A 24,922-nucleotide genomic window follows, 5' to 3' on the forward strand; every position below is an offset into this window, starting at 1 on the left:
GTAAAGAGGTGAACAGCTATGGCCAAAATACGTGTAGGACGGGTTGGAGAACAGATCAAAAAGGAACTGAGCCAGCTCATCCAAAGTGAATTGAAAGACCCCCGCATCGGTTTCTTGACCGTGACCGGCGTGGACGTAACCAATGATTTATCCCAAGCGAAGGTTTACCTCAGCGTGCTGGGAGACGAAGAACAGAAAGAAAACTCGCTGAAAGCTCTGGAGAAAGCCAACGGTTTTCTCCGCTCCGAGCTCGGCAAGCGGATTCGCCTTCGTCACATTCCCGAGCTTATTTTCAAGTTCGATGAATCCATTGCTTACGGCAGCCATATCGAAAAGCTGCTGGGAGAGATCAGCAAAAACGATTCGAACTAATACAGTTTAAAGGAGAAGGCTATGCAGACCTATGAACAGTCGCTTGAGCAGGCGAAGCAGTTTCTGCTGGAGCATGATGATTATTTAGTAGTGTCGCATATTCAGCCAGATGGAGATGCAGTCAGTTCCACCGTAGCCGTGGGCTGGCTTCTCTCATGTCTGGGCAAAAAATTCACTCTGATCAATGAGGGCCCGATCCCGGAGCGGATGCGTTTCTTGCTGCTGGCAGACCAAATCGTGAACATGGAGGAGCAGCCGCTTGACCGTACCTTCAAGCATGTCGTTTGCGTGGACTGCGCCGATTTTGCCAGGGTGGGACAGACGGCCCGATATTTTGAAGAAGATGCTTTGATCCTGAATATTGACCACCATCCGACCAACAATGGTTACGGGAGCGCGGCTCTCGTGAAACCGGATGCCGCCGCGACTGCCGAGATATTGCATGACCTCGTCGACGCTTTCGGATTCAAGTGGACGACCGATATCGCATCCGCCATCTATACCGGACTTTTGACGGATACGGGCGGTTTTCGTTACTCCAATACGTCGCCGCGGGTGATGAGCATTGCTTCGGAACTGCTCGGCTACGGCGTGAACGGGCCCGAATTATGCGAAACCTTGTTGGAATCGATGACGCTGCCGCAAATGAAAGTGCTTGTGAAGGCGCTCAGCACGATGGAGATGACGCCCGACGGGAAAATTTGCTGGGTTTACGTCACTCCGGAGCATATGAAGGAAGCGGGAGCGGCAAACGAAGATTTGGAAGGGATCGTCAACTATCCCCGGAACATCCAGGGGGTCGAAGTCGGCATTTTATTTAAAGTGATCCATGACCAGGCCGTAAAAGTCAGTCTTCGTTCGGCAGGAAAAGTCGACGTTGCCGCGCTGGCCCAAAGCTTCGGGGGCGGAGGCCATGTTCGCGCCGCAGGCTGCAGGCTTGAAGCTTCCCTGGACAGCTCCATTGAACAGGTAATAGAACGGGTGAAATCATTGTTATGAATCTTGAAGGCATATTGGCCGTTCACAAGCCGGCAGGGATGACTTCCCATGATGTCGTAGCGAAGACGCGGCGCATTTTGAAGATGAAGCGGATCGGCCATACCGGCACGCTCGATCCGGAAGTGACGGGCGTACTCCCGCTCTGCCTTGGCAGGGCGACGAGAGTCGTCGAATACATGCAGGAGCTTCCGAAGGAATACGAAGCGACGTTAAGGCTTGGACTGGCCACCGACACCGAAGACCTGACCGGCAACGTGACGGAAAAGGTCGACCGGGTCACGGTCACGCCGGAAGAGGCGGAGAACGTGCTGCGGTCGTTTCGGGGCAACATCTCCCAAGTTCCGCCGATGTATTCCGCCGTTAAAGTGGACGGCAAAAGGCTTTACGAACTGGCGCGCGAAGGCAAAACGGTGGAGCGCAAAAGCCGGGAAGTGACCATTTACGAAATTGAAATGAAAGGCCATGAATGGCAGGGGCCGTATCTCGATATTTCCTTCAGGGCGCTTTGCTCCAAAGGAACGTATATCCGTACGCTTTGCGTGGATATCGGCAAGGCGCTTGGTTTGCCTGCGACGATGGTTCGGCTGACGAGAACGATGTCCGCGGGAATTCCTGCCTCGGCATGCTTGACGCTGGAAGAGGTGGAGCGCCTGATGCAGGAGGGAAGGCTGCAGGAACATCTGATTCAGATCGACCATGCCGTCAGACATTTGCCGGCGCACACCGTAGCGGACGAGAAGGCTGCCGCGGCGCTGCAGGGCCAGAGGCTCTCCGGCAGGGCCGTTTCCCCGGAAGTGCAGACTTCCGGCTGTATTCGTCTTTACGACAGCGCAGGCGTTTTTCTCGGGATCTTTGAAAAGCAGGAAGAATCAGGCGCCATTGCCCCGGTAAAGGTGTTTTTGCCGGAGGCATAAACGGCTGTAACGGATATTTCTAATCGAATTGCAGGTGAGAAGTGCTGTGAAGACTATACATTTAACCTATCCCTTGTCCGCCGGCATCCTCCGGGAGCATGCGGGTCCGCAAATCGTGGCGATCGGACAGTTCGACGGCGTGCACCAGGGGCATGCAAGCGTGATCGGTTCCGCCGTCCGGCTGGCACGGCAGGAGGGCGTTCCGAGCGCGGTCATGACCTTTCATCCCCATCCGAAGGACGTCATGAAAAAAGGCAACTACGAGGGCAGCTTGACGCCGCTGCCGGAAAAGCAGGAACTGCTCGCAGGGCTGGGCGTGGATGTCTTGTACGTCGTGGAGTTCAGCGAAGCCTTCTCCAAGCTGAGCCCGCAAGAATTCGCCGAGGGCATGCTGTTGTTGCTCGGGGTGCGGACGGCGATCGTCGGCTTCGATTTCCGGTTCGGCCACAAAGGCGCGGGGGACGCGGAAATGCTGCGCGAGCTCGGGCAAGGAAAAATGAGCGTCGAGATCATTCCGCCTTTCGAGCAAGGAGGCGGGAAGGTGAGCAGCTCGGAGATCCGCAAAGCGCTGCACGGCGGAGATCTGGAACAAGCGAACCGGCTGCTCGGGAGGCCGTACCGGCTGCGGGGCGTCGTCATCGACGGGGACAAGCGGGGCCGGACGATCGGATTTCCGACGGCCAATTTGCGCCTGCTCGACCAATACGTCGTGCCGGCCAAAGGCGTGTACGCGGTCCGTTCGTTCGTTGAAGGCGAGTGGATCCCCGGCGTGATGAATTTGGGAGTCAAACCGACGTTCCAAGAGAACGTTGCCGCGCCAAGCTTTGAGGTTCATCTCCTGGATTTTGACCGGGACATCTACGGCGAGCAGATGGTCGTAGATCTGGTGTCCTATATCCGGCCGGAACGGAAATTCCCTTCCATCCAGGAGCTGATCGCTCAAATCCGGTCCGACGCCGAAACGGCCGGAAAGATTTTGAGCCTGTCCAAATAATCGGACATGGAGAACATTTACTTTTGCCGCCCATGTATGTTATACTGATAAACGTCGCTGGGAACAGCGGCAATAACCTTGGCTTGGTTACACGATCTCACCGACGGTAACGAGGCTAACGGCGATTATTTACTTAAGGAGGTGAACAGGATGGCATTGACTCAAGAACGCAAACAACAACTGATCGAAGAGCACAAAACTCATGAATCCGATACAGGATCCCCAGAGGTGCAAATTGCTATCCTTACGGAGAACATTACGAACCTGACTGATCACTTGCGCACGCACAAGAAAGATCATCATTCCCGCCGCGGACTGCTGAAAATGGTCGGTCAACGCCGTAAGCTGTTGGCATACTTGAAAAACAAAGATGTTAAACGTTACAGCGCGCTGATTGAAAAACTCGGATTGCGTCGTTAATATCCGTATGGTCTACTTAAAGCAGCCTGGTTGTTCACCGTTGTCCTTTTCGGAGTGACAGCGGAGCAACCGGGTTGCTTTTTATGCAGGCCTTATATGAATTAACCCAAACCTGGGAATAATGTGTATTGAAAAGGAGGGATTTCATGGAAAGTCGTGTCGAAATGCAGTTGGGCGGAAGACCCCTCGTTTTGGAAACCGGTCGACTCGCCAAGCAGGCCAACGCCGCAGTGATGGTCCGTTATGGGGAAACCGCCGTGCTTTGTACTGTGACTGCTTCCAGTGAACCTAAAGATTTGGATTTTTTTCCGCTGACCGTAAACTATGAAGAAAGATTGTATGCCGTCGGCAAAATTCCGGGAGGTTTTATCAAACGCGAAGGGCGTCCGAGCGAAAAGGCGATTCTTGCCAGCCGTCTTACGGACCGTCCGATCCGTCCGCTGTTCCCTGAAGGATTCCGTAATGATGTACAAGTCCTTAATCTCGTCATGAGCGTCGATCAGGACTGCTCTCCGGAAATCGCTGCGATGATCGGTACCTCGGCCGCGCTGAGCATTTCCGACGTGCCGTTTAACGGACCGATCGGCGGAGTTATCGTTGGCCGCGTGGACGGGGAGTTCATTATCAACCCGACGATCGCCCAGCAGGAAATCAGCGACATTTACGTGGTCGTGTCAGGCACCAAAGACGCCATTATGATGGTGGAAGCCGAAGCCAACGAAGTGCCTGAAGAAGTCATGCTCGAAGCGATCATGTTCGGTCATGAGGAAATCAAAAAAATCGTTGAGGTCATCGAGGAACTGGTGGCCAAAGCCGGCAAGCCGAAGATGGAAGTTAAGCTGCACACGGTGGACGCCGAGGTCAACAAGCAGGTCCGCGAATATGCGGCAGCCCGTTTGGTCGAAGCCGTTCGCATTGCCGAAAAGCATGCCCGCCAAGATGCGATTGACGCCATTAACGATGAAACGGTGGCTTACTTTGAACAGCAATACATAGAGACGCCTGAGCTTTTGAGCGACGTCAAAGAAGTGTTGCACGATATCGTCAAGGAAGAAGTCAGACGCCTGATCACGCATGATAAGGTTCGTCCTGACGGCCGCAAGCTGGATGAAATCCGTCCGATTGAATGCGATACGGGCATTTTGCCTCGCACGCACGGAACGGGCCTGTTTACACGGGGCCAAACGCAGGCGCTTAGCGTATGTACGCTTGGTGCGCTCGGCGACGTGCAAATCCTGGACGGCATCGACCTGCAGGAATCGAAACGCTTTATGCACCATTACAACTTCCCGCCGTTCAGCGTAGGCGAAGCCCGCCCGCTCCGCGCTCCGGGACGCCGCGAAATCGGCCATGGCGCGCTTGGCGAAAGAGCGCTGTCGAAGGTCATTCCTTCCGAAACCGAGTTTCCGTACACGATCCGTCTTGTGTCCGAGGTGCTGGAATCCAACGGCTCCACTTCCCAGGCAAGCATTTGTGCAAGCACGCTGGCCATGATGGACGCGGGCGTGCCGATTAAAGCGCCGGTTGCCGGGGTGGCCATGGGTCTGATCAAAGACGGGGAACATGTCTCCATTTTGACCGATATCCAGGGCATGGAAGACCATCTGGGCGATATGGACTTCAAAGTGGCCGGAACCGCGGAAGGCGTTACCGCCATCCAAATGGACATTAAAATCGACGGCATCGACCGCCAGATTTTGCAGGACGCTTTGAAGCAAGCAAGAGAAGGCCGGATGTTCATCCTGAGCAAAATGATGGAAGCGATCCAGAAGCCAAGGGAAACGCTGTCCCCATATGCGCCTAAAATTATCGTCATGAACATCAATCCGGACAAAATCCGCGACGTCATCGGCGCAGGCGGCAAAATCATCAACAAAATCATCGAAGAAACCGGCGTGAAAATCGATATCGAACAGGATGGCCGCGTATTCATCGCTTCGTCGAACGAAGAAATGAACCAAAAAGCGCGTTCCATCATCGAAGGCATCGTCCGCGAGGTACAGGTCGGCGAAATTTACGTCGGCACCGTCAAACGGATCGAGAAATTCGGGGCATTCGTGGAGATTTTGCCGAACAAGGAAGGTCTCGTTCACATTTCCCAATTGTCCACCGAACGCGTCGCGAAGGTTGAAGACGTCGTGGCGATCGGGGATTCGATTACCGTGAAAGTGACGGAGATCGACCAGCAGGGCCGGATTAACCTGTCCCGCAAGGCAGTTTTGACTGCGGAATCCAAACCGCAAAAAGCTTAACAATCTAAACGAGACCGGGAAGGTCTTGCGAAAGAGGCAGAACGTAACCACTTCTGGCTCTTTTTTTTTTCGGGGATGGAAGGGCCCGGGTCTTCTTTTCCTCCATTCATAATCGGCTGGACTTGCTCATATGATGGGACAAAGCGGGTAAGGGAGATGAGCGGGGGTATGAATGGAAGAAAGGGCGCGGTATTGATGGCCTGTTTTGCCGTCGTCGTAGGGGTCGCGCAGACCGGCGTCGTCGGCGATTATATCAGGGAAGCCAGGCATCAGGCGGCGGAGGTTCGTGCAACGGGGGCCCCGGCGGTAGATCAGGCGCAGGATCCGCTCTACAAAGAGCTTCTGGAAAAGCGGGAGCAGACGAGGATCCAGCCCGTCGACGCGGTTGTGGACCGTGTATGGAAGGCGATTCCCGGTTATAATGGATTAGAAATCGATGTGGATGCAACCTATAAGCAGGCAAAAGCGGCGGGGACGTCCAAGCCGTTTACATACGTGTATCGCCAAATCCCTCCGAAGGTCAGCCTGGATGATTTGGGGGCGGAGCCGATTTACCGGGGAAATCCGAACAAGCCGATGGTCGCGCTGATGATCAATGTGGCTTGGGGGAATGAATTTATCGTGCCGATGCTGGATATTTTAGACGAGGAGAAGGTAAAGGCTACCTTCTTTTTTGATGGAAGCTGGCTGAAAAAAAATCCCGAGCTGGCCAAGGAAATCCAAAAACGCGGACACGAGCTTGAAAACCATGCGTACACCCATCCGAACATGAGCCAGTTGAGCGAATACCGGGCCACGTTGGAGATCAGCAAAACGCAAAAGCTCCTGAAGGAAACCCTGGGCGTCGACAATAAATGGTTTGCCCCGCCGTCGGGGGATTTTAATCAGCAAACGGTGCGTATCGCCGCAGGCCTCGGCCTGAAAACCGTCCTATGGACGCTCGATACGGTCGACTGGAGGAATCCTTCCCCGGAATCGGTCGTAAGCAAAATATCGAAGAAAGCGGAGGCAGGTTCCCTTATTTTGATGCATCCGACGTCTTCGTCATCCAAGGCGCTTCGGGGGATGATCCGGGGCATTAAAGCCAAGGGGCTGATCCCGGGAACGGTGAGCCAGACGCTTTCGCCCGAACGCATTGTTCCGCAAAGCGGTTGAGCGGGGCGTCGTTTTTTGGTAGGATAGGGGATGCGTTGAAGGCAGTGATTGATATTATTTTAGGAGGGCCTAGCCGCGTGAAAAAAATAAAGCTTACCAACGGCCTCAGAGTAGTCATGGAGAAAATCCCGACCTGTCGGTCGGTTTCTTTTGGGATCTGGGTAAAAACGGGTTCGCGTCATGAAACACCCGATAATAACGGCGTATCGCATTTTATCGAGCATATGCTCTTTAAAGGGACGGAGCGTTTCGACGCCAAAGACATAGCGGAGCAATTCGATGCCATCGGCGGCAACGTTAACGCGTTTACGTCGAAGGAGTATACATGTTATTACGCCAAAGTGCTGGATGAGCATTTGCCGATCGCCGTGGACGTCCTTTCGGACATGTTTTTCCGGTCCGTGTTGGATGAAGGCGAACTGGCCAAGGAGAAAAACGTCATTCTTGAGGAAATTTCGATGTACGAAGATACGCCGGATGATCTGGTGCATGATCTGATGGCAAAAGCCGTTTACGGGGAACATCCGCTGGCTTATCCGATTTTGGGCACGAAGCAGCAGCTTGACCCGATGGGACCGGCGGAGCTGCGGGCGTACATGGAGGAGCATTACACGGTCGAAAATACGGTCATCAGCGTGGCCGGCAACATCGATGACGGAGTCGTGGAGCTGCTGGAGCGCCATTTCGGCCATTTCGGGAACAAACGCCGGGTGAAGGAAATTGCGTCGCCGGGGTTCCACAGCGATGTTTTGTTCCATAAAAAGAAAACCGAGCAGAACCACATCTGCCTGTCACTGCCGGGATGTTCGATCCATGACCCGCTGCAGTACGCGATGATTTTGCTGAACAATACGATCGGCGGGGGCATGAGCTCGAGGCTGTTCCAGGAAATCCGCGAAAAGCGGGGGCTTGCTTATTCCGTTTATTCTTACCACAGCTCCAATGAGGACAGCGGCTTGTTTACGGTATATGCGGGCACCGCGCCGAAACAGACCAAGGACGTGCTTGATCTGACCAAAGAGGTGCTTGCGGACGTTGCGCAAAACGGCATTACGGAAGACGAGCTCCGGAAAGGCAAGGAACAGCTGAAGGGCAGCCTGATTTTGAGCCTGGAGGGAACGGGCAGCCGGATGAACCGTCTCGGCAAAAACGAATTGATGCTCGGCAAGCACTATTCCCTGGACGAAATGATTGATAAAATAGAGCATGTCGGCATGAAGGATATCGACGACGTGCTGGACAGAATGTTCGGCGTGCCTTTTGCGCTGGCCATGGTCGGAGCATCGGACAAAGCTATCGCTGGATTAAGAAGGGATGATTTGGTTGCATTACGTTCAAATTCATAAGCTTCCGGGACATGACGACGTGAAACTTCCGGAAAAAATGTCCTCGGGCGCTTCAGGTTACGACCTGCATGCCGCTGTCGAGGAACCTGTCGTACTCCATCCGGGGGAGCGCAAGCTGATTCCGACAGGATTTGCCTTAGCGATGCCGGAAGGGCTGGAAGCCCAAATCCGTCCGCGCAGCGGACTCGCCTTGAAACACGGCATCACTTGCCTCAATACGCCGGGAACGATCGACGCGGATTACCGCGGGGAAGTGAAGGTGCTGCTCATTAACTTGGGACAGGAGCCTTTTGAAATCGCCCGGAACGAACGGATCGCCCAAATGGTATTCCAGGAGGTTCCGCCGATCCGTCTCGAACAAGTGGAACGTTTGTCCGAGACCGTTCGCGGTGCCGGAGGATTCGGCCACACGGGCAAATAACAAACCAAGATCCGCCGCATGTTCGCCGAAAGCGAAGTGACGGCGGATTTTTTTTGCGTTCAATCCCGTTTTTCGGGTCCCTCCGAAAACCGCTGACCAAAAGGCCAAAGCACTGCAACCGCCCCGGGTTTCGGGGTTATTTCCTCCGCGTTCTCACCGAATGATAGGCTGCGGCATAAGATGTTCCATAACAGTGTTTTTTGAAAGGAGTGACATCCTTATGCTGACAGGAGTCCAAATCGTATTCCTAGGCGGGGATGCGCGGCAGATCGAGGTGATCCGCAAATGTTCGGAGATGGATGCCACCGTCAGCGTCGTCGGTTTTGACAATCTGAAGGAAAAACTCCAGGGAGTGACCAGGGATCATCTGACGGCTGAGCTGCTCGCTGCTGCGGATGTGCTGGTCCTTCCTGTCGTGGGCTGTGATGACAACGGCATCATCCATACGCAGTTCTCGAACGAGTCGCTAAAGCTGCAGGATGAGCATATGGCCGCGCTCCGCAGAGGGTGCAAAGTATACACCGGCATGGCCAAACCTTATCTGCGAAGCTTGTGCGCTCATCACGAGATCAAGTTGATCGAGCTGCTGGACCGGGATGAGGTCGCGATCAGCAATTCCATTCCGACATCCGAAGGCGCTCTGGTGATGGCTATTCAGAATACGGATTTTACGATACATGGATCGAACTGCATGGTGCTTGGACTGGGCAGGACCGGGTTTACGATGGCGAAAAGCCTGCAGGGTCTGGGAGCGAAAGTAAAAGTGGGAGTCCGCAGCGAAAAGGACGTCGCCCGGGCGGAGGTGATGGGCTGGGAGCCTTTTCTGACAAGGGATTTGGCGGATCACGTGCGCAACATCGACTTGATTTTTAATACGATTCCGACTATGATAGTCACAGCACAAATCCTGTCTAGAATGCCCCAAAGCGCCGTCATTGTTGACCTTGCTTCCGCTCCCGGAGGATGCGATTTCCGGTATGCGGAGAAGCGGGGGATCAAGGCGCTGCTTGCCCCCGGGCTCCCTGGAATCGTGGCTCCCAAAACGGCTGGTTCGATTATCGCGAACACGTTGGTACAGTTGATTTCGGATGAGTTCAAGACTCGGGGGGATGGACAATGAATTGGCAGGGTAAAACGGTAGGTTATGCAGTTACGGGATCACACTGCACGCTTGAGGAAATCATGCCGCAGGTGAAGCGGTTCGTGGAAGCCGGCGCGAACGTGGTGCCGATCGCGTCGGGTTCGGTGCAGGTAACGGATACACGTTTCGGAACGGCTCAAAATTGGCTTCAGCAATTAAAAGACATTACGGGCAATGACATCATTACGACGATTGTCGAAGCGGAGCCGCTGGGGCCGTCCAAATTGCTGGATGTGCTGGTCATCGCCCCTTGCACCGGAAACACGACGAGCAAGCTGGCAAACGCGATGACGGACAGTCCGGTGCTTATGGCCGCCAAGGCCCAGATGAGGAACCAGCGACCGCTTGTGCTCGCGATTTCGACCAATGACGGGCTTGGACTGAATGCGTCCAACATCGCCAAGCTTTTAATTACGAAAAACATTTATTTTGTTCCGTTTGGCCAGGATAATCCTTTTCAGAAGCCGAATTCGCTTGTGGCCCAGATGGATTTGATTCCCGAAGCCTGCTACGCAGCGCTGGAAGGAAAACAGCTTCAGCCCATGATCCTTCAACGGGTGTTCTCGGCCTAAACCGCCGAACATCCCGTATGGCTTCACCATTTTATTTCGAAGGCTGCCGCATGGCGATCCGGGGCGCTGAATCCGTCCGAAAGGATTCGTCCATGCAACGGCCGCTTGTGCCCGCATTCCTGTCGTTTGCGGTCACATTAAATCTGTAATTGTCGAACTTAAGAGAGACTATGAACTTGAAGACGCGTAATTTTGGAGGAAGCGACGGGAATTTGGCGCGCAGCCGCCCCGCTTCCTGCCCTTATCCGCCTGCGACCCATGCCGCAGGAAGCCGGACGTTTTTGCAGGGCGTTTGCGCCGTGATCTTGTCGCGGGCAACAAAACCTCCAATCGATGCAACGATAATTCCGTGAGGGTGCGACTCTAAACAGTGCTGTCCGAAAGACGAGATTGCTGCAGCCAAACGTTCCGCGCGTTCTTAGTCGTATGGAGGAATGGAAATGAGTATTTTAGTACAAAAATTTGGCGGTACGTCGCTGTCGACGCCGCAGGCAAGAGAGCTTGTCATTGGCCACGTCAAACGCGAGCTGAATGCTGGATACCAGCTCGTTGTCGTTGTGTCCGCAATGGGACGCCGAGGTGAGCCTTACGCTACGGACACGCTCCTTGACTGGGTTGCCCAGAATGGCGATGCGCTGCCTGCGCGCGAAAGGGATTTACTGCTGTGCTGCGGTGAAATCATCTCCGCGGCTACGCTTTGCAGCCTGCTCGAGTCCGAAGGCATTCGTGCAACCGTGCTGACGGGGGCGCAGGCCGGATTCGTCACGGACGATCAATTCGGCAATGCCCGGATCAAGGACGTGCGTCCGGAACGGGTGATTTCCGAGCTGGAGACGCATCAGGTGGTTATCGTGACCGGTTTTCAGGGACAGGCGGAGTCCGGCGACTTTACGACCCTGGGGAGAGGCGGAAGCGATACTTCGGCTACGGCTCTCGGCGCTGCGCTTCATGCGGAAATCGTTGACATCTATACGGACGTCAACGGCATTTTGACTGCGGACCCGAGAATCGTCGAAGACGCCAAACCGCTCCCCGTCGTAAGCTACGCTGAAATTTGCAACATGGCGCAGTACGGCGCCAAAGTGATTCACCCCCGGGCCGTTGAAATCGCCATGCAGGCCCATATCCCCGTTCGGGTGCGGTCTACGTTTTCCGAGGATGAAGGGACGCTGGTGACCCAGCCGGAGGGTTTCAAGGACGTTCAGCTGGGCTTTATGGACCGTTACGTGACCGGGATCGCCTATGTAAGCAACGTGACGCAAATTACGGTCGATTGCGAAGGCGGAGGCCATAATCTTCAGCTTCAGGTATTTAAAGCGATGGCGGAAAATTCCATCAGCGTGGACTTTATTAATGTTACCCCAACCGGGGCGGTCTATACGGTGTTTGACTTCGATTCGGATCGGGCGTTGACGGTTCTCCGGGAGCTTGGATTCGAGCCCAAGGCGTTGTCCGGCTGTGCCAAAGTTTCGGTTATCGGCGGGGGAATCAACGGTGTTCCGGGAATCATGGCCAAAATCGTCGAATCGTTAAGCGAACAGAACATTCAAATCCTGCAATCGGCCGATTCGAACACGACCATCTGGGTGCTCGTGAAAAAAGAAGACATGGTGCAGGCATTGCGTGCTCTTCATACCAAATTCGAACTTCATAGATAACTTTTACTTAAGAAGCGGCCTAGCGGTTAAGGGAGAAACGTTTTGATCAACGGATCTTCCATACCGCAGAGCCGCCTAGCCTGCATATTCATTGGAAATCTCATAAAAAACGGCTTGCAAGAGCGCGTTCCATCGTTTGAGGAGGTTATACAAGTGGATTTCGGAAGATTGATAACGGCCATGATCACGCCGTTTGACGAGCAGGGAAACATCAACTGGTCGGAAACGTCAAACATGATTGAATATTTGATCGAAGAGCAAAAATCGGATTCCCTCGTCATCTGCGGCACGACGGGCGAGTCCCCGACGTTAAGCGATGAAGAGAAGCTGGAGCTGTTTGCTTTCGCGGTGGAGCATGCCAAAGGGCGCTGCAAAATCATCGCCGGGACGGGCAGCAACAATACGGAGCATTCCGTCCAGCTGACCCGGAAGGCCGAAAAATTGGGCGTTGACGCGGCGCTGCTGGTCGTGCCTTATTACAACAAGCCGAACCAGGAAGGGTTGTACCGCCATTTCGAGGCCATCGCTCGCGGCACGAGCCTGCCGGTCATTCTTTACAATGTGCCGGGACGAACCGTAACGAGCCTTTCGGTCGAGACGACCCTCCGCCTCGCCCAGATTCCTAACGTCGTCGGCACGAAAGAATGCGCCTCTCTTGAGCAGGTGACGCTCATCGCCTCGGCCGCCCCCGAACATTTCAAGGTTTATTCGGGCGACGATTCCGTGACGCTGCCGGCCATCGCGGTTGGCGCTTACGGGATTGTGAGCGTGGCCAGCCATTTGATCGGCGCGTCCATGAAGGACATGATTCAAGCGTATTTGAACGGAGAGGCAGCCGAAGCGGCGAAGCTGCATCAGAAGTTGTTCCCTGTTTTCAAGGGGCTTTTCGAATGCCCGCATCCGGTGCCGAATCCTTCTGCATTGAAATATGCCCTGAATCTGCTCGGCCGTCCCGTTGGCGGCGTACGTTTGCCGCTCGTCGACCCCAGCGAATCCGAAGCCGCGTTTCTCCGCGATCTTGTAGCTTCTTTGCAGGCTTGATTTTTATCGACGTCAACAATACGAAAAAAACGATGACAGCGCCCGTTCGGGCGCTGTTTTTTGTGCAAATAGAGGCTTTATTTTTGGGGAACGTTAACACTTACGTGGAGGGTGACTTGTGTTTTGCGTTTTTTATCATGTATAATGAGGTCAAGTGACTGGGTGCGGTATATTTTTGAAATTAAAATACTATAAAATGGTACGACGTCCAACACCATAGGAGGTTTAGATTCATTTGTCTAAAAAAAATAATAACGATAAATTGACGATATTTGCATTGGGCGGCGTCGGTGAAATCGGGAAAAACATGTATGTCATTCAATACGCGAATGATATCGTTGTTGTTGATGCAGGCTTGAAATTTCCCGAAGAGGACATGCTGGGCATCGATATCGTCATCCCCGATATCAGCTACTTGACGGAAAACCGCGACAAAGTGAGAGGCATTTTGCTCACTCACGGACACGAGGATCACATCGGCGGTTTGCCTTACGTCCTCAAACATTTGAATGTTCCGGTATACGGAACGAAGCTGACGCTTGGACTTGTTGAGAACAAGCTGAAGGAAGCCAATCTGCTCGGCGAAACGAAACGGATTTTGATCCATGAGGATTCGGTGGTGCAGCTCGGCTCAACGCTGAAAGCGACGTTCTTCAGAACGAACCACAGCATTCCGGATTCCGTCGGCATTTGCATCGCGACGCCGGAGGGCAATGTCGTTCATACGGGCGACTTTAAATTCGACCATACGCCGGTAAACGGCCAGTATGCCAACCTGCAGCGGATGGCTGCCATTGGCGAAGAAGGCGTACTCGCGCTGCTGTCCGACAGCACCAATGCCGAAAAACCGGGCTTTACGCCATCGGAGAAAAACGTCGGCCTCGTGCTTGAGGATATTTTCCGTAAAGCGTCCCAACGCGTCGTGATCGCCACGTTTGCATCCAACGTTCACCGGATCCAGCAGGTCGTCAACGCCGCGGAATCGACGGGCCGCAAAATTACGGTGATCGGACGAAGCATGGTCAACGTCGTGTCGATCGCCGCCGAGCTCGGCTATCTCCACATGCCGGACGGCATGCTGATCGAACCGGAAGAAGTGAACAAGATGGCCGCCGACCGCGTCGTCGTATTGTGCACGGGCAGCCAAGGCGAACCGATGTCGGCGCTGACCCGCATGGCCCGTTCTACCCATCGCAAGGTCGATATTTTGCCGGGTGATACCGTTATCATCGCTGCAACGCCGGTTCCCGGCAACGAGAAATACGTCGGCCGGACGATCGACGAACTCTTCCGTTTAGGCGCCGAGGTCATTTACAGCGGCTCGAATTCCGGCGTTCACGTTTCCGGACACGGCAGCCAGGAAGAACTGAAGCTGATGCTGAACCTGATGAAACCGAAATTTTTCCTTCCGATCCACGGGGAGTACAGAATGCAGCGCAAGCATGCGCTCCTGGCGGAATCGGTGGGAGTCGATCCCGACAACATCTTTATCACCGATATCGGTGAAGTGGTGGAAATTCAGAACGGCATGGCGCGCAAAGCCGGTAAAGTCACGGCCGGCAACGTGCTCATCGACGGACTGGGCGTCGGCGACGTAGGCAACATCGTCCTGCGGGACCGCAAGCTGCTTTCCCAGGACGGCATTCTGGTCGTTGTCGTTACGCTCAGCAAACAGGACGGCACGATCATGTCCGGACCGGACATTATTTCCAGAGGTTTCGTGTATGTACGCGAATCCGAAGGCTTGCTTGACGAAGCGAACCGGATCGTCTCGAGCACGCTGCAGAAGCTGATGAGCGAGAATGTGAACGAGTGGGCTTCCCTCAAAACGGGAGTCAAGGATGCGCTGGGACGGTTCCTGTACGAACAAACCCGCCGCAGACCTATGATCTTACCGATCATTATGGAAGTGTAATGTTGCAAACATGAAGTGGCAAATGCTTGATATACCAGCACTATCTTTTACCGTGTTCGTCACTTGACCCCATATTGGCCACATTCACTCATCTGTTTTCCTCATATGCAGGCTAAGTTATGGACGAGGCTTCTCCTGCATGCCATAGGAAAAACACCGATAATCAAAGCGCAGTTTTCCGATCAACCGGAAGCTGCGCTTTTTTGCTTCGTCTTTTGAATAACCGGGATTCCAGATGGGGAACAATACGGGGGAATTTCCCATGAGGAGGATCAATAACAATGACTTTAGTTCGCGAATGTATGACAACGGATGTTCAGACATGCGCCCCGCATGATACGGCAACTGCCGCCGCAAAAATGATGCGCGATATCAATTGCGGTTCGCTTCCGGTATGCGAAGGCAAAAAAATCGTAGGCATGATCACCGACCGCGACATCGTGCTGAAATGCGTGGCCGCAGGCAAAGATCCGGACAGCGTACACTGCCACGAGTGCATGACGAAAGACGTCGTGACCTGTTCTCCCGATACCGACGCCCATGAATGCGCACGCATGATGGCCGATCACCAAATCCGCCGCATCCCGGTCGTCGAAAACGGGGAGATCGTCGGCATTTGCGCCATCGGCGACCTGGCTACCATCAACATTCATATCAATGAAGCGGGAGAAGCGCTCAGCGAAATTTCCGAACAGCAGCAGCTTCATTAAGGTTCCAGGGAGAAAGCACCCGTTCCGGCGGGTGCTTTTTTGACGCTTGGCGGAACGGGAGCTAGGCGTCCGTTTTATTTTTCAGGGGCAAAAAGGAATAATACCCGGGTTCGGCCCGCCATACTAAACAGAATGAACGCACCTTTGACGTGAAAGGATGGGGAATAAAAACATGGCGAATGAAACAGGTCATTACCGTATGGAGGAACCGGCCGCGCCGGAGCAGCAGCCGGAAAACCCAACGAAAGCAGCGATTGAGGCCGTGCAGCAGCTTGGCCAGATGAATGTACCTACCGCAAACGAATCCAACATATTTTGTTTGACCATCGTCGGTCAGATCGAGGGACATATGGTTTTGCCGCCGCAAAATAAAACGACGAAATACGAGCATATCATCCCTACGCTCGTCGCGGCCGAGCAAAACAAAAACATCGACGGGCTCCTCATTATTTTGAATACGGTCGGCGGCGACGTCGAAGCCGGGCTGGCCATTGCCGAAATGATCGCCTCGCTGACCAAACCGACGGTGACGGTCGTCGTCGGCGGAGGACACAGCATCGGCGTTCCGATCGCCGTATCATCCACGTATTCGATCATCGCCGAAAGCGCGACGATGACGATTCACCCGATCCGCTTGAACGGACTGGTCATCGGCGTCCCGCAAACGTTCGAATACATGGAAAAAATGCAGGAGCGCGTCGTTCGGTTCGTTACGTCCCATTCGCGGATCACGGAATCGCAGTTCAAGGAGCTCATGTTCCGCACCGGCGAGCTGAACCGGGACGTCGGGACGCCGGTCGGCGGGATCGATGCGGTGAAATACGGTTTGATGGACGAGGTTGGCGGCATCGGGCAGGCGATCATGAAGCTGAACCAGTTGATCGACGAACGCAAGCGAGCCGGCGAAACGGAGGGGATCACGCAATGACGCTCCATACCGTCATGCCGCTGGAAGCCGTTTGGGAAAAACAAGGGGAAGAAACGACGACGACGGAAGTGCGGTTTAAAGGGATTTTGATGGAAGTCAAGCCGCTGGATCATAACCAGGTGCAAATCGTCCGGTTGTTGGACGGGCCGCTGGATTCCTATTTGAATCCGTCATATTCCCCCGGACAGATTATCCGTTATGTCCCGGCGACATAAAGCGAAATTTGCGAAAAACAGAACATAGGTGCCCACCGGGATTATATGGTATAATGGGGTTCCGGGGGTGACATTTCTTGGCTAAACGGAGAAAAAAGAAGAAGGCCTTGCTGACCAATGTTCTGAAATACGAAATATACGGCATCATATTGATCACCCTATCCGTCATTGCCCTGTCCGGCGAAGCAGCGGTAGGGTGGTCTTTATCTAAAATGTTCGGCCTTGTGCTTGGACGGTTTTATTTCGTCATTCCTTTAATCGGCATTTATGTGGGTCTCAGCGTCATGATTCAGCGAAAATGGCCCAACCGGTGGAGCACCCGCAAAAGCGGGATCGTTTTGCTTGTGCTGGCGCTCACGCTCATGAGCAGCGTCGCCTCGCTCGAGAAGAAGCTGTCCCATGTTCCCGGCCTGAGCGCCGGACATATCATTACCCAAATACATAATGATTTGGACGGCTCGCTGTTGTCGTCCGCAGGCTCCAAAGAACGTTCCATGCTGAACAAGGATATTAGCGGAGGGTACGCCGGTGCGCTCCAATACGCCGTTTTGTTTTGGCTGTTCGGCAATACGGGAACGAAGCTGATGCTCATCGTCATGTTCATTATCAGCTTCATGCTGATCACGAACCTGTCGTACGTCGACCTGATGCGGATCTTGCGCAAACGAATGGTTCAAGCGGGAAGCAACGTGCAAAAACGGATAGCGGCACAAAAACCGCAAGCCGTCGCGTCTTCCGCCAAACCGTCGCGAAAACGGGGACATGCCCCGCTGCCGGATGAGGATGAGGAGGACGATCTCGACGATTTCGTCGAGCCGAAGGCGAAGCGGTCCGCGCCGGTATTTTTCCAGCTTTTTGGCAACAAAATCGGCAAACCTCCTGCAGGAGGGGCGGCTCCGGAACCGGACGACGATCTGGACGGAGGCGACATATTGGAGCCTGTAGGCAGGCATTCCAGCCGCGCGGCAAAGCCGATTTACGATGATGTGCCGGAGTATGGCGGAATCGATGCGGATCCTGAACCGTGGAATCGCGGAGAAGCGGAAACGTCATCGCCCATCATTCGCGACTTCTTCGAGCAGGTGAAATCCGAAGGGAGCTTGGAGGAGGAGGATTGGGAGGAACATGAACCCGTGCCGGACGGCGGCGTACAAGCCGTTTCGGGCGAAAGCGGACATGAAGCCCTGCAGCCGATCCCATCCGCCCCTGAAACGAGCGGGGAAGCCCCAGAGGAACATGGTCAAGGGCCGGCCGGTGAAGAGGCGGCAGAACCTCTTGAGACGAAACCACCCGCCCCGCCGCCGAAGCCGTACAAGCTTCCGCCGTTCCGTTTGTTGGCCAAACCGCATAACGGCGGCAAAGCCGGGGACCAGAACGACTATATGCAAACGGCCCGCAAGCTGGAGGCGACGCTCGAGAGCTTCGGCGTTCGGGCCAAGGTGCTTGAGGTCGTGCGCGGCCCGGCGGTGACGCGTTACGAAATTCAGCCGGATATCGGCGTCAAGGTCAGCCGGATCGTCAGCCTGACCGATGATATCGCGTTGGCGCTGGCGGCAAAGGACATTCGGATGGAAGCGCCGATTCCGGGCAAATCGGCCATCGGCATCGAGGTGCCGAATAACGAGGTATCTCTTGTCACGATGCGGGAAGTCATGGAAACGCCGGTGTTCCAGGACGCCCAATCCAAGCTGTCCATTGCGTTCGGCAGGGACATTTCCGGGCAGACGATTGTCGGCAATCTTGCGAAAATGCCCCATTTGCTGGTCGCGGGCGCGACCGGCTCGGGGAAATCGGTCTGCATCAACGGCATTATTACGAGCATTTTGTATAAAGCCAAACCGGATGAGGTCAAATTCCTGATGGTCGATCCGAAGATGGTCGAACTGAACGTATATAACGGCATCCCGCATTTGATGGCTCCGGTGGTGACGGATCCGAAGCGGGCTTCGCTCGCCCTGAAAAAAATCGTCGTCGAAATGGAGAAACGGTATGAGCTGTTTTCCAAATCCGGCACCCGGAACATCGAAGGTTACAACAATCTGATGAAAGACAACCTGCCAGCCGTGCTTCCTTACATCGTGGTCATCGTGGACGAGCTCGCGGACCTTATGATGGTGGCGGCGCATGACGTCGAAGAAGCGATCACAAGGCTTGCGCAAATGGCTCGCGCCGCCGGCATCCACCTGATCATCGCCACCCAGCGGCCTTCGGTGGACGTCATCACTGGGGTCATCAAGGCCAACATTCCTTCGCGGATTGCCTTCGGCGTTTCTTCCCAGGTGGATTCGCGGACGATCCTCGACATGGCCGGGGCGGAAAAGCTGCTCGGCCGGGGCGATATGCTGTTCATGCCGATGGGGTCTTCGAAACCGATTCGCGTCCAAGGCGCTTTTATGACCGACCAGGAAGTGGAAACGATCGTCAATTACGTGCGCGAGCAAGGCGAAGCCCAATACGACGAATCGATCGTCCCCGAAGTGGATGAGTCGCAGCCCGAAGCGTACGAAGAGCTGGACGAGCTGTACGACCAGGCGGTGCAGATCGTGCTGGAGGCCAAGCAGGCTTCGGTATCGCTGCTGCAGCGCAGAATGAGGGTCGGGTATACGCGTGCGGCCCGCTTGATCGATTCCATGGAATCCCGGGGCATTATCGGCCCTTATGAAGGAAGCAAACCACGCGAGGTCCTCGTGTCGCTTGAGCAGTATCAGCAGCAAAACCGGATCAGCTCATAAAGAGCCGGCGAGTCTTCCGTAAACAAAAAACGTGCCGCTGCGGTTTCATACCGCGGCAGCACGTTTTTTCTTTTTATACAGTACGACCCATAATTCCTTTTGGGGCTTAAAAATCGAAGTTGTCCGGATCCGGGCCGACCCGTCGGTTTTGGTTCAGGGCGTCGATTTTTTCCATATCCTCAGGCGAAAGCTCAAAGTCGAAAATCGAAGCATTTTCGATGATGCGATGCTCCTTGATCGATTTCGGAATCGTTACGACGCCTTTTTGCAGGTCCCAGCGCAAAATCGTTTGTGAGACGGATTTGTTATGCTTCGCTGCAATCTCTTGAAGCACAGGCTGGTTTAACAGTTCGCCCTGCATTAGCGGCGACCAGGCTTCGAGCTGGATGCCCTGCTCTTTCGTAAAGGCCAACAGCTCGTTTTGGGCCAGGTAAGGATGGAATTCCACCTGGTCGACCATCGGCTTGATTTCTGCGGCGGACAGAAGATCCTGCAGGTGGTGAACATGGAAGTTGCTGACGCCGATCGCCCGGACGCGCCCGTCCTTATACAGCTTTTCCAGGGCTCTCCACGTGTCTTTATACTTGCCTGCAACCGGCCAGTGAATAAGGTACAGGTCAAGCACGTCCAGTCCGAGTTTGGACAAGCTTGCGTCAAAGGCTGCCAACGTTTCGTCGTACCCTTGGTCCTGGTTCCATACCTTGGAGGTTACGAACAGTTCTTCTCTGGCAAGGCCGTTTTCTTTCAGCGCTTCGCGGATGGCTTGGCCGACGCCGCTTTCGTTCCCGTAAATGGCCGCCGTGTCGATGCTGCGGTATCCGTGTTTGATGGCGGCTTTTACGGCCGCGATCAGATCCGCGCCTTCCTCCACTTTAAAAACGCCGAGGCCAAGCCAAGGCATGTCTACTCCGTTAGCAAGCTTTGTCGTGCTTTGCAGATGTGCTGTCATCCTGTGTTCCTCCTCGAGTTGATCTTTCTTTATTGTGCGTTGAAACGCTTGTTTCTTTTCTTTGCAAAATATAACTCCATCCGGTAAGAATAACGGCGGCCGCAACCATCACGGCACCGACCCAGCCCGTATGGACAAGGCCGATCGAATCCATTACCCGTCCGCCCAAATATGCGCCAAGCGCGATTCCGGCGTTAAACGCGGCGATATTGATCGCCGAGGCGACGTCCACCGCTTTCGGCACATACCGTTCGGCAAGCGTCAGCACATACGACTGCAAGCCGGGTACGTTCATGAATGCAAGCAGGCCCATCAGGAAGACGGTGATCAAAGCCGCGATTTTGAACGGCGCCGTAAAGGTAAGTAGCAGCAGAACCGCAGCCTGCAGAATAAACATGACAAGCAGCGCCGACAACGGCTTGCGGTTGGCCGCTTTCCCGCCGACCATGTTGCCGATGGCGATGGCGATGCCGTACACCAGCAGAATGAGCGCCGTCGTGGATTCCGCGAACCCTGTTATTTGGTGAAGCAGAGGGGATAAATAAGTGAAGACCGCAAAAGTCCCCCCGTATCCCAGGGCCGTAATCAGAAAAGCCAGCAGCAATCTTCCGTTGGCAAACAGCTTAAGCTGCTCGCGAACCGGCGTTTTGACGCCCTTCCGAAGATGCGAAGGGACCAGCGCGAGGTTAGCGAGCAACGCGACCAAGCCGACCGCGGCGATGGAGATGAACGCGGCCCGCCATCCCAGCTGCTGCCCGAGAAACGTCCCGAGCGGCACGCCGGTAACGGTGGCGATGGTCAAGCCGGAAAAAAGGATGGCAATCGCGCTGGCGCGGCGATTTTCCGGAACGATGTCGGCGGCGATCGTCGTGCCGATGGACATGAACACGCCATGGGCAAACGCGGAGATGATCCGCCCCGCCAGCAGCATGACGATTCCGTTAGCCAATGCGGCCATGCTGTTGCCCGCGATAAACACGAGCATGATACCGATCAAAAGCTTTTTGCGCGACATCTTTATGGTCATCGAAGTCAGCACCGGCGCGCCGAAGGTGACTCCGAGGGCATACAACGTTACGGTCAAACCGGTCAGCGTAAGCGAAATATGCAGATCCTCCGCAATCAAGGGCAGCAGGCCTACGCTGATGAATTCAGTCGTTCCGATGGCAAATGCGCTGATGGCTAAAGCCAGAAGCGCAAATATGCTTTTTTTGTTTTCTTGCGGCATTCTTTTCACTCCTGTTCTAGTCATCCCGGCCGGTATATGCTATTATGAATCGGCAGTGATCTTTTGAACAGTACGTACTTCAAAGTGCTATAGGTACTAAAAAGTTCCCATGACGAAACGGAGGGAGGACCTTATGAAAAAATACAACATTTCCGTGGAAGCAACGCTTGAGGTCATCGGGGGGAAATGGAAATGCGTCATTTTATGCCATTTGACCTACGGCAAGAAGCGTACGAGCGATTTGCGCAGGCTCATGCCGGGCATCACCCAAAAAATGCTGACTCAACAGCTCCGGGAACTGGAGGAGGACGGGATCGTGAACCGCATCGTATATAATCAGGTCCCGCCAAAAGTCGAATACGAGCTCACCGAATACGGCTGGAGCTTGAAAAACATATTGGATTCCCTATGTTCTTGGGGGGAACAGCATATTATTCGCGAATACGGCGACAAATTTCTGGTTCTTGAGGATAACGTTTTGAACAGACCCGGGGAACCCGTCACGTAACCAAAAAAGCAATCGCGAATGGCCTTAAGAAAAACCGATTGGCGGCCGCAGTACATTCCAATGTATTGCCGGCCGCTTTTTTGCGTTGGAACGGCTTGAACGTAAATGCCCTGACGGTTTACATCCTTTCTTTTGTAATGTGCATAGTTCATGGTGGCTCTTGTCATAATAACCGTAGCCATCCTAGTCAAACTCACAAGAGAAAGGTAGAGCTGCGAAATGAAAAAAAAGAAATTGTGGATCATGTCAGGACTTCTGGTTCTTTTGTCAGCGGCGGTTATTGCCGGGGCGCAGCCTCTGATGGGGGACCGGGCCGCATCCGATAAAACTAAACCCGTTTCCGAAGAGGCGGTACCTACGTTCGGAACGACGGTGCTGAAATACGGATCCTCCGGCCAGGATATTTACGAACTGCAGGGACGCTTGAAATTTCTCGGTTTCTATAACGGCAACATCGACGGCCAGTTCGGCTGGGCGACGTTAAAATCCGTCAAATGGTTCCAATCCGAATTCGGCATGGAGGTCGACGGCACGGTCGGCGCCAAAACGAAGCTGAAGCTGTACAATGCGACGAAAGATTGGAGACCGTCCGAATCCGCTGCCGGTAAGAGCCAAGCGCCCGCAAACGACACCGGCGCCAACAAATCCGAACCTCTCGCTTCCGCCAACACGATGGGATTGTCCGAAAACGACCTGAAGATCATGGCCAACGCGGTGTACGGCGAATCCCGCGGCGAACCTTTCGAAGGGCAAGTGGCGGTCGCGGCGGTCATTTTGAACCGCGTGAAGTCTCCGAGCTTCCCGAATACCGTGCACGGCGTCATCTTCCAGCCCGGCGCGTTTACGGCGGTAGCCGACGGACAAATTTGGCTCACGCCGAACGAAGTGGCGCGCAAAGCCGTCCAGCAGGCCTTGAACGGATGGGATCCGACGGGGGGATGCCTGTATTATTTCAACCCGAAGACAGCGACCTCGAAGTGGATCTGGTCCCGTCCGCAGGTTAAAACCATCGGACAACATATCTTCTGCATGTAGGCCGTTTTGCCGCCCAGAAAACAGCAACCGGAGGGTTTGTCTTCGGTTGCTTCTTCACTTTGGGATGGTATAGAATGGAACATATTCATATTCGTATCGACAGACAAATTCATGGCTAAAGGAGTTTTGGACCTTGAATAAAACAGCATTCCAACATGGAAACGCAGGCAGAATGCGGATTCACGTTTTGCCGTCGAAACGCTTTAAAACGTTCGCCATCTCGCTTTACGCGGGAATCCCGCTTGCGGAGGAGACGGTAACGGGAACGGCCTTGACTCCGTTCGTGCTGAGACGGGGAACCGCTTCCTACCCGGAAACGCGGCAAATCCGCGAACAGCTGGAGCAAATGTACGGTGCCGGTTTCGGTTTTGACGTATATAAAAGAGGAAATTATCAGATCGTCCAGTTCCGCATGGACACGATCAACGATTCGTTCGTGAAAAGCCAGGAAAGCCTGCTGGAATCCTCCTTCGCTTTTCTGGGGGAAGTGGTGACGCGCCCCGTGCTGGAAGAAGGGCGTTTCCGCAGCAGCTACGTGCAGGCCGAGAAAGAAAACGTGCGGAAAAAGATGGAAGCGATCGTCAACGACAAAATCCGGTACGCGTCGGAACGCTGTATCGAAGAAATGTGCCGGAACGAGCCTTACCGTCTCCATCCGCTCGGACAACGCAAGGATTTGGAAGGCATTACGCCGCAAAGCCTTTACGATGCGTACCGCCAATGGCTGGATCACGCCAGCTTGGATCTGTACGTCGTGGGAGACACGTCGCTTGAAGAAGTCGAAAAGCTGATCGGCAAACATTTCGATTTGAGCGCTGCGGCCGAGGCGTCCTATAAACAGGAGAAGTCGGTCCGCAAAGCCGACGAAGTCCGCACGGTCGTCGAGAAAATGGAAGTCAGCCAAGGCAAACTGAACATGGGGCTCCGCACGTCCGTTACATACGCCGACGACCAATACGCCGCCGCGCTAATGTACAACGGGATTTTGGGCGGGTACCCGCACTCCAAGCTGTTTATGAACGTCCGGGAAAAAGAGAGCCTGGCGTATTATGCGTCCTCCCGTTATGACGGGCACAAAGGCATCGGAACCATCCAGTCCGGCATCGAGATTCAAAATTACGAAAAGGCGCTGGAGATCATTAAAATGCAGCTGGAAGATATGCGCGCAGGCAAAATCACCGAATTGGAAATGTCCCAAACCAAAGCGATGATCCGCAACCTTCTGCTGGAGATCGACGATTCCGCCTTCGAGATGATCGCCTACGATTTCAACCGCCAATTTTCCGGCAAGGACCGGTCGCGCGCCGAGCTGCTGCAGCAGGTGGAAGCGATCGGGATCGAAGACGTCAAGGCGGCCGCTGAAACCTTTGAGCTGGATACGATCTATTTCCTGAAGGGCCAGAAGGAGGAATAAACG

At 54.3% G+C, this 24,922-nt stretch carries 23 protein-coding genes; 21 read left to right on the forward strand and 2 right to left on the reverse strand.

The features are described from left to right. The first annotated feature begins 18 nt into the window (after positions 1-18). From rbfA to AC27KL_RS08180, 18 genes are all read left to right on the forward strand, one after another. Positions 19-372, forward strand: coding sequence for a 30S ribosome-binding factor RbfA (gene rbfA, locus AC27KL_RS08095; protein ID WP_036706978.1), 354 nt, complete (start codon positions 19-21; stop codon positions 370-372). Between the two features lie 21 nt (positions 373-393). Then, entirely contained in the window at positions 394-1,371 is a 978-nt protein-coding gene (locus tag AC27KL_RS08100) for a DHH family phosphoesterase (RefSeq protein WP_487169377.1), read from the forward strand. After that, positions 1,368-2,285, forward strand: a complete 918-nt coding sequence (gene truB / locus AC27KL_RS08105) for a tRNA pseudouridine(55) synthase TruB (RefSeq protein ID WP_487169378.1) — start codon at positions 1,368-1,370, stop codon at positions 2,283-2,285. The genes AC27KL_RS08100 and truB overlap by 4 nt, the downstream gene beginning before the upstream one ends. 46 nt (positions 2,286-2,331) lie before the next feature. Further along, positions 2,332-3,279 (forward strand): bifunctional riboflavin kinase/FAD synthetase, encoded by a 948-nt coding sequence (locus tag AC27KL_RS08110; RefSeq protein ID WP_487169379.1) that lies wholly within the window; start codon positions 2,332-2,334, stop codon positions 3,277-3,279. A 150-nt stretch (positions 3,280-3,429) separates the two neighbouring features. Continuing rightward, positions 3,430-3,699 carry a 30S ribosomal protein S15 gene (rpsO, locus tag AC27KL_RS08115; RefSeq protein WP_036706983.1) on the forward strand — a complete coding sequence of 90 codons (270 nt, stop codon included), beginning with the start codon at positions 3,430-3,432 and terminating at the stop codon, positions 3,697-3,699. 146 nt (positions 3,700-3,845) lie between these two features. Next, on the forward strand, positions 3,846-5,951 hold the full coding sequence (pnp, locus tag AC27KL_RS08120; protein ID WP_212948960.1) for a polyribonucleotide nucleotidyltransferase: 2,106 nt from the start codon (positions 3,846-3,848) through the stop codon (positions 5,949-5,951). 168 nt (positions 5,952-6,119) lie between these two features. Further along, positions 6,120-7,106 carry a polysaccharide deacetylase family protein gene (locus AC27KL_RS08125; RefSeq protein WP_487169380.1) on the forward strand — a complete coding sequence of 329 codons (987 nt, stop codon included), beginning with the start codon at positions 6,120-6,122 and terminating at the stop codon, positions 7,104-7,106. A gap of 116 nt (positions 7,107-7,222) precedes the next feature. After that, entirely contained in the window at positions 7,223-8,452 is a 1,230-nt protein-coding gene (locus AC27KL_RS08130) for a M16 family metallopeptidase (RefSeq protein WP_373316216.1), read from the forward strand. Continuing rightward, positions 8,421-8,873: a dUTP diphosphatase gene (gene dut / locus AC27KL_RS08135; RefSeq protein WP_212948966.1), complete on the forward strand. Its 453-nt coding sequence runs from the start codon at positions 8,421-8,423 to the stop codon at positions 8,871-8,873. Before AC27KL_RS08130 ends, dut begins: the two co-directional genes overlap by 32 nt. Before the next feature lie 220 nt (positions 8,874-9,093). Next, a complete protein-coding gene (gene dpsA / locus AC27KL_RS08140; protein ID WP_339321294.1) occupies positions 9,094-9,993 on the forward strand; it encodes a dipicolinate synthase subunit DpsA in 900 nt (299 codons plus the stop codon). Then, positions 9,990-10,586 (forward strand): dipicolinate synthase subunit B, encoded by a 597-nt coding sequence (locus AC27KL_RS08145; RefSeq protein WP_036706994.1) that lies wholly within the window; start codon positions 9,990-9,992, stop codon positions 10,584-10,586. The genes dpsA and AC27KL_RS08145 overlap by 4 nt, the downstream gene beginning before the upstream one ends. Before the next feature lie 440 nt (positions 10,587-11,026). Further along, positions 11,027-12,244 carry an aspartate kinase gene (gene dapG, locus AC27KL_RS08150; RefSeq protein ID WP_487169381.1) on the forward strand — a complete coding sequence of 406 codons (1,218 nt, stop codon included), beginning with the start codon at positions 11,027-11,029 and terminating at the stop codon, positions 12,242-12,244. A gap of 153 nt (positions 12,245-12,397) precedes the next feature. After that, positions 12,398-13,285 (forward strand): 4-hydroxy-tetrahydrodipicolinate synthase, encoded by an 888-nt coding sequence (gene dapA, locus AC27KL_RS08155; protein ID WP_036707000.1) that lies wholly within the window; start codon positions 12,398-12,400, stop codon positions 13,283-13,285. A 235-nt stretch (positions 13,286-13,520) separates the two neighbouring features. After that, positions 13,521-15,200, forward strand: coding sequence for a ribonuclease J (locus tag AC27KL_RS08160; protein ID WP_212948975.1), 1,680 nt, complete (start codon positions 13,521-13,523; stop codon positions 15,198-15,200). A gap of 281 nt (positions 15,201-15,481) precedes the next feature. Next, positions 15,482-15,910, forward strand: coding sequence for a CBS domain-containing protein (locus AC27KL_RS08165; RefSeq protein ID WP_339321291.1), 429 nt, complete (start codon positions 15,482-15,484; stop codon positions 15,908-15,910). A 172-nt stretch (positions 15,911-16,082) separates the two neighbouring features. Next, positions 16,083-16,838 (forward strand): ClpP family protease, encoded by a 756-nt coding sequence (locus AC27KL_RS08170; protein ID WP_445164692.1) that lies wholly within the window; start codon positions 16,083-16,085, stop codon positions 16,836-16,838. Beyond that, positions 16,835-17,053, forward strand: coding sequence for a YlzJ-like family protein (locus AC27KL_RS08175; protein ID WP_036707005.1), 219 nt, complete (start codon positions 16,835-16,837; stop codon positions 17,051-17,053). Before AC27KL_RS08170 ends, AC27KL_RS08175 begins: the two co-directional genes overlap by 4 nt. A gap of 77 nt (positions 17,054-17,130) precedes the next feature. Next, on the forward strand, positions 17,131-19,785 hold the full coding sequence (locus AC27KL_RS08180; RefSeq protein WP_487169382.1) for an FtsK/SpoIIIE family DNA translocase: 2,655 nt from the start codon (positions 17,131-17,133) through the stop codon (positions 19,783-19,785). A 106-nt stretch (positions 19,786-19,891) separates the two neighbouring features. Here AC27KL_RS08180 and AC27KL_RS08185 read toward each other — a convergent pair whose 3' ends face one another. Both AC27KL_RS08185 and AC27KL_RS08190 read right to left on the reverse strand, forming a co-directional pair. Further along, on the reverse strand, positions 19,892-20,734 hold the full coding sequence (locus tag AC27KL_RS08185; protein WP_487169383.1) for an aldo/keto reductase: 843 nt from the start codon (positions 20,732-20,734) through the stop codon (positions 19,892-19,894). Beyond that, the gene (locus AC27KL_RS08190) at positions 20,697-21,962 is read right to left on the reverse strand and encodes an MFS transporter (protein ID WP_487169384.1); all 1,266 of its coding nucleotides are present in this window, start codon (positions 21,960-21,962) and stop codon (positions 20,697-20,699) included. Before AC27KL_RS08190 ends, AC27KL_RS08185 begins: the two co-directional genes overlap by 38 nt. 133 nt (positions 21,963-22,095) lie before the next feature. On the opposite strand from AC27KL_RS08190, the gene AC27KL_RS08195 reads away from it, so the two are divergent. From AC27KL_RS08195 to yfmF, 3 genes are all read left to right on the forward strand, one after another. Beyond that, the gene (locus tag AC27KL_RS08195; RefSeq protein WP_339321286.1) at positions 22,096-22,470 is read left to right on the forward strand and encodes a winged helix-turn-helix transcriptional regulator; all 375 of its coding nucleotides are present in this window, start codon (positions 22,096-22,098) and stop codon (positions 22,468-22,470) included. Positions 22,471-22,689: 219 nt separating this feature from the next. After that, positions 22,690-23,505, forward strand: coding sequence for a spore cortex-lytic enzyme (gene sleB, locus AC27KL_RS08200; RefSeq protein ID WP_339321285.1), 816 nt, complete (start codon positions 22,690-22,692; stop codon positions 23,503-23,505). Between the two features lie 133 nt (positions 23,506-23,638). Further along, complete coding sequence (gene yfmF / locus AC27KL_RS08205; protein ID WP_487169385.1) at positions 23,639-24,919, forward strand: EF-P 5-aminopentanol modification-associated protein YfmF; 1,281 nt, start codon at positions 23,639-23,641, stop codon at positions 24,917-24,919. Positions 24,920-24,922 lie beyond the last annotated feature (3 nt).

The organism is Paenibacillus sp. YAE3, from assembly GCF_057546105.1.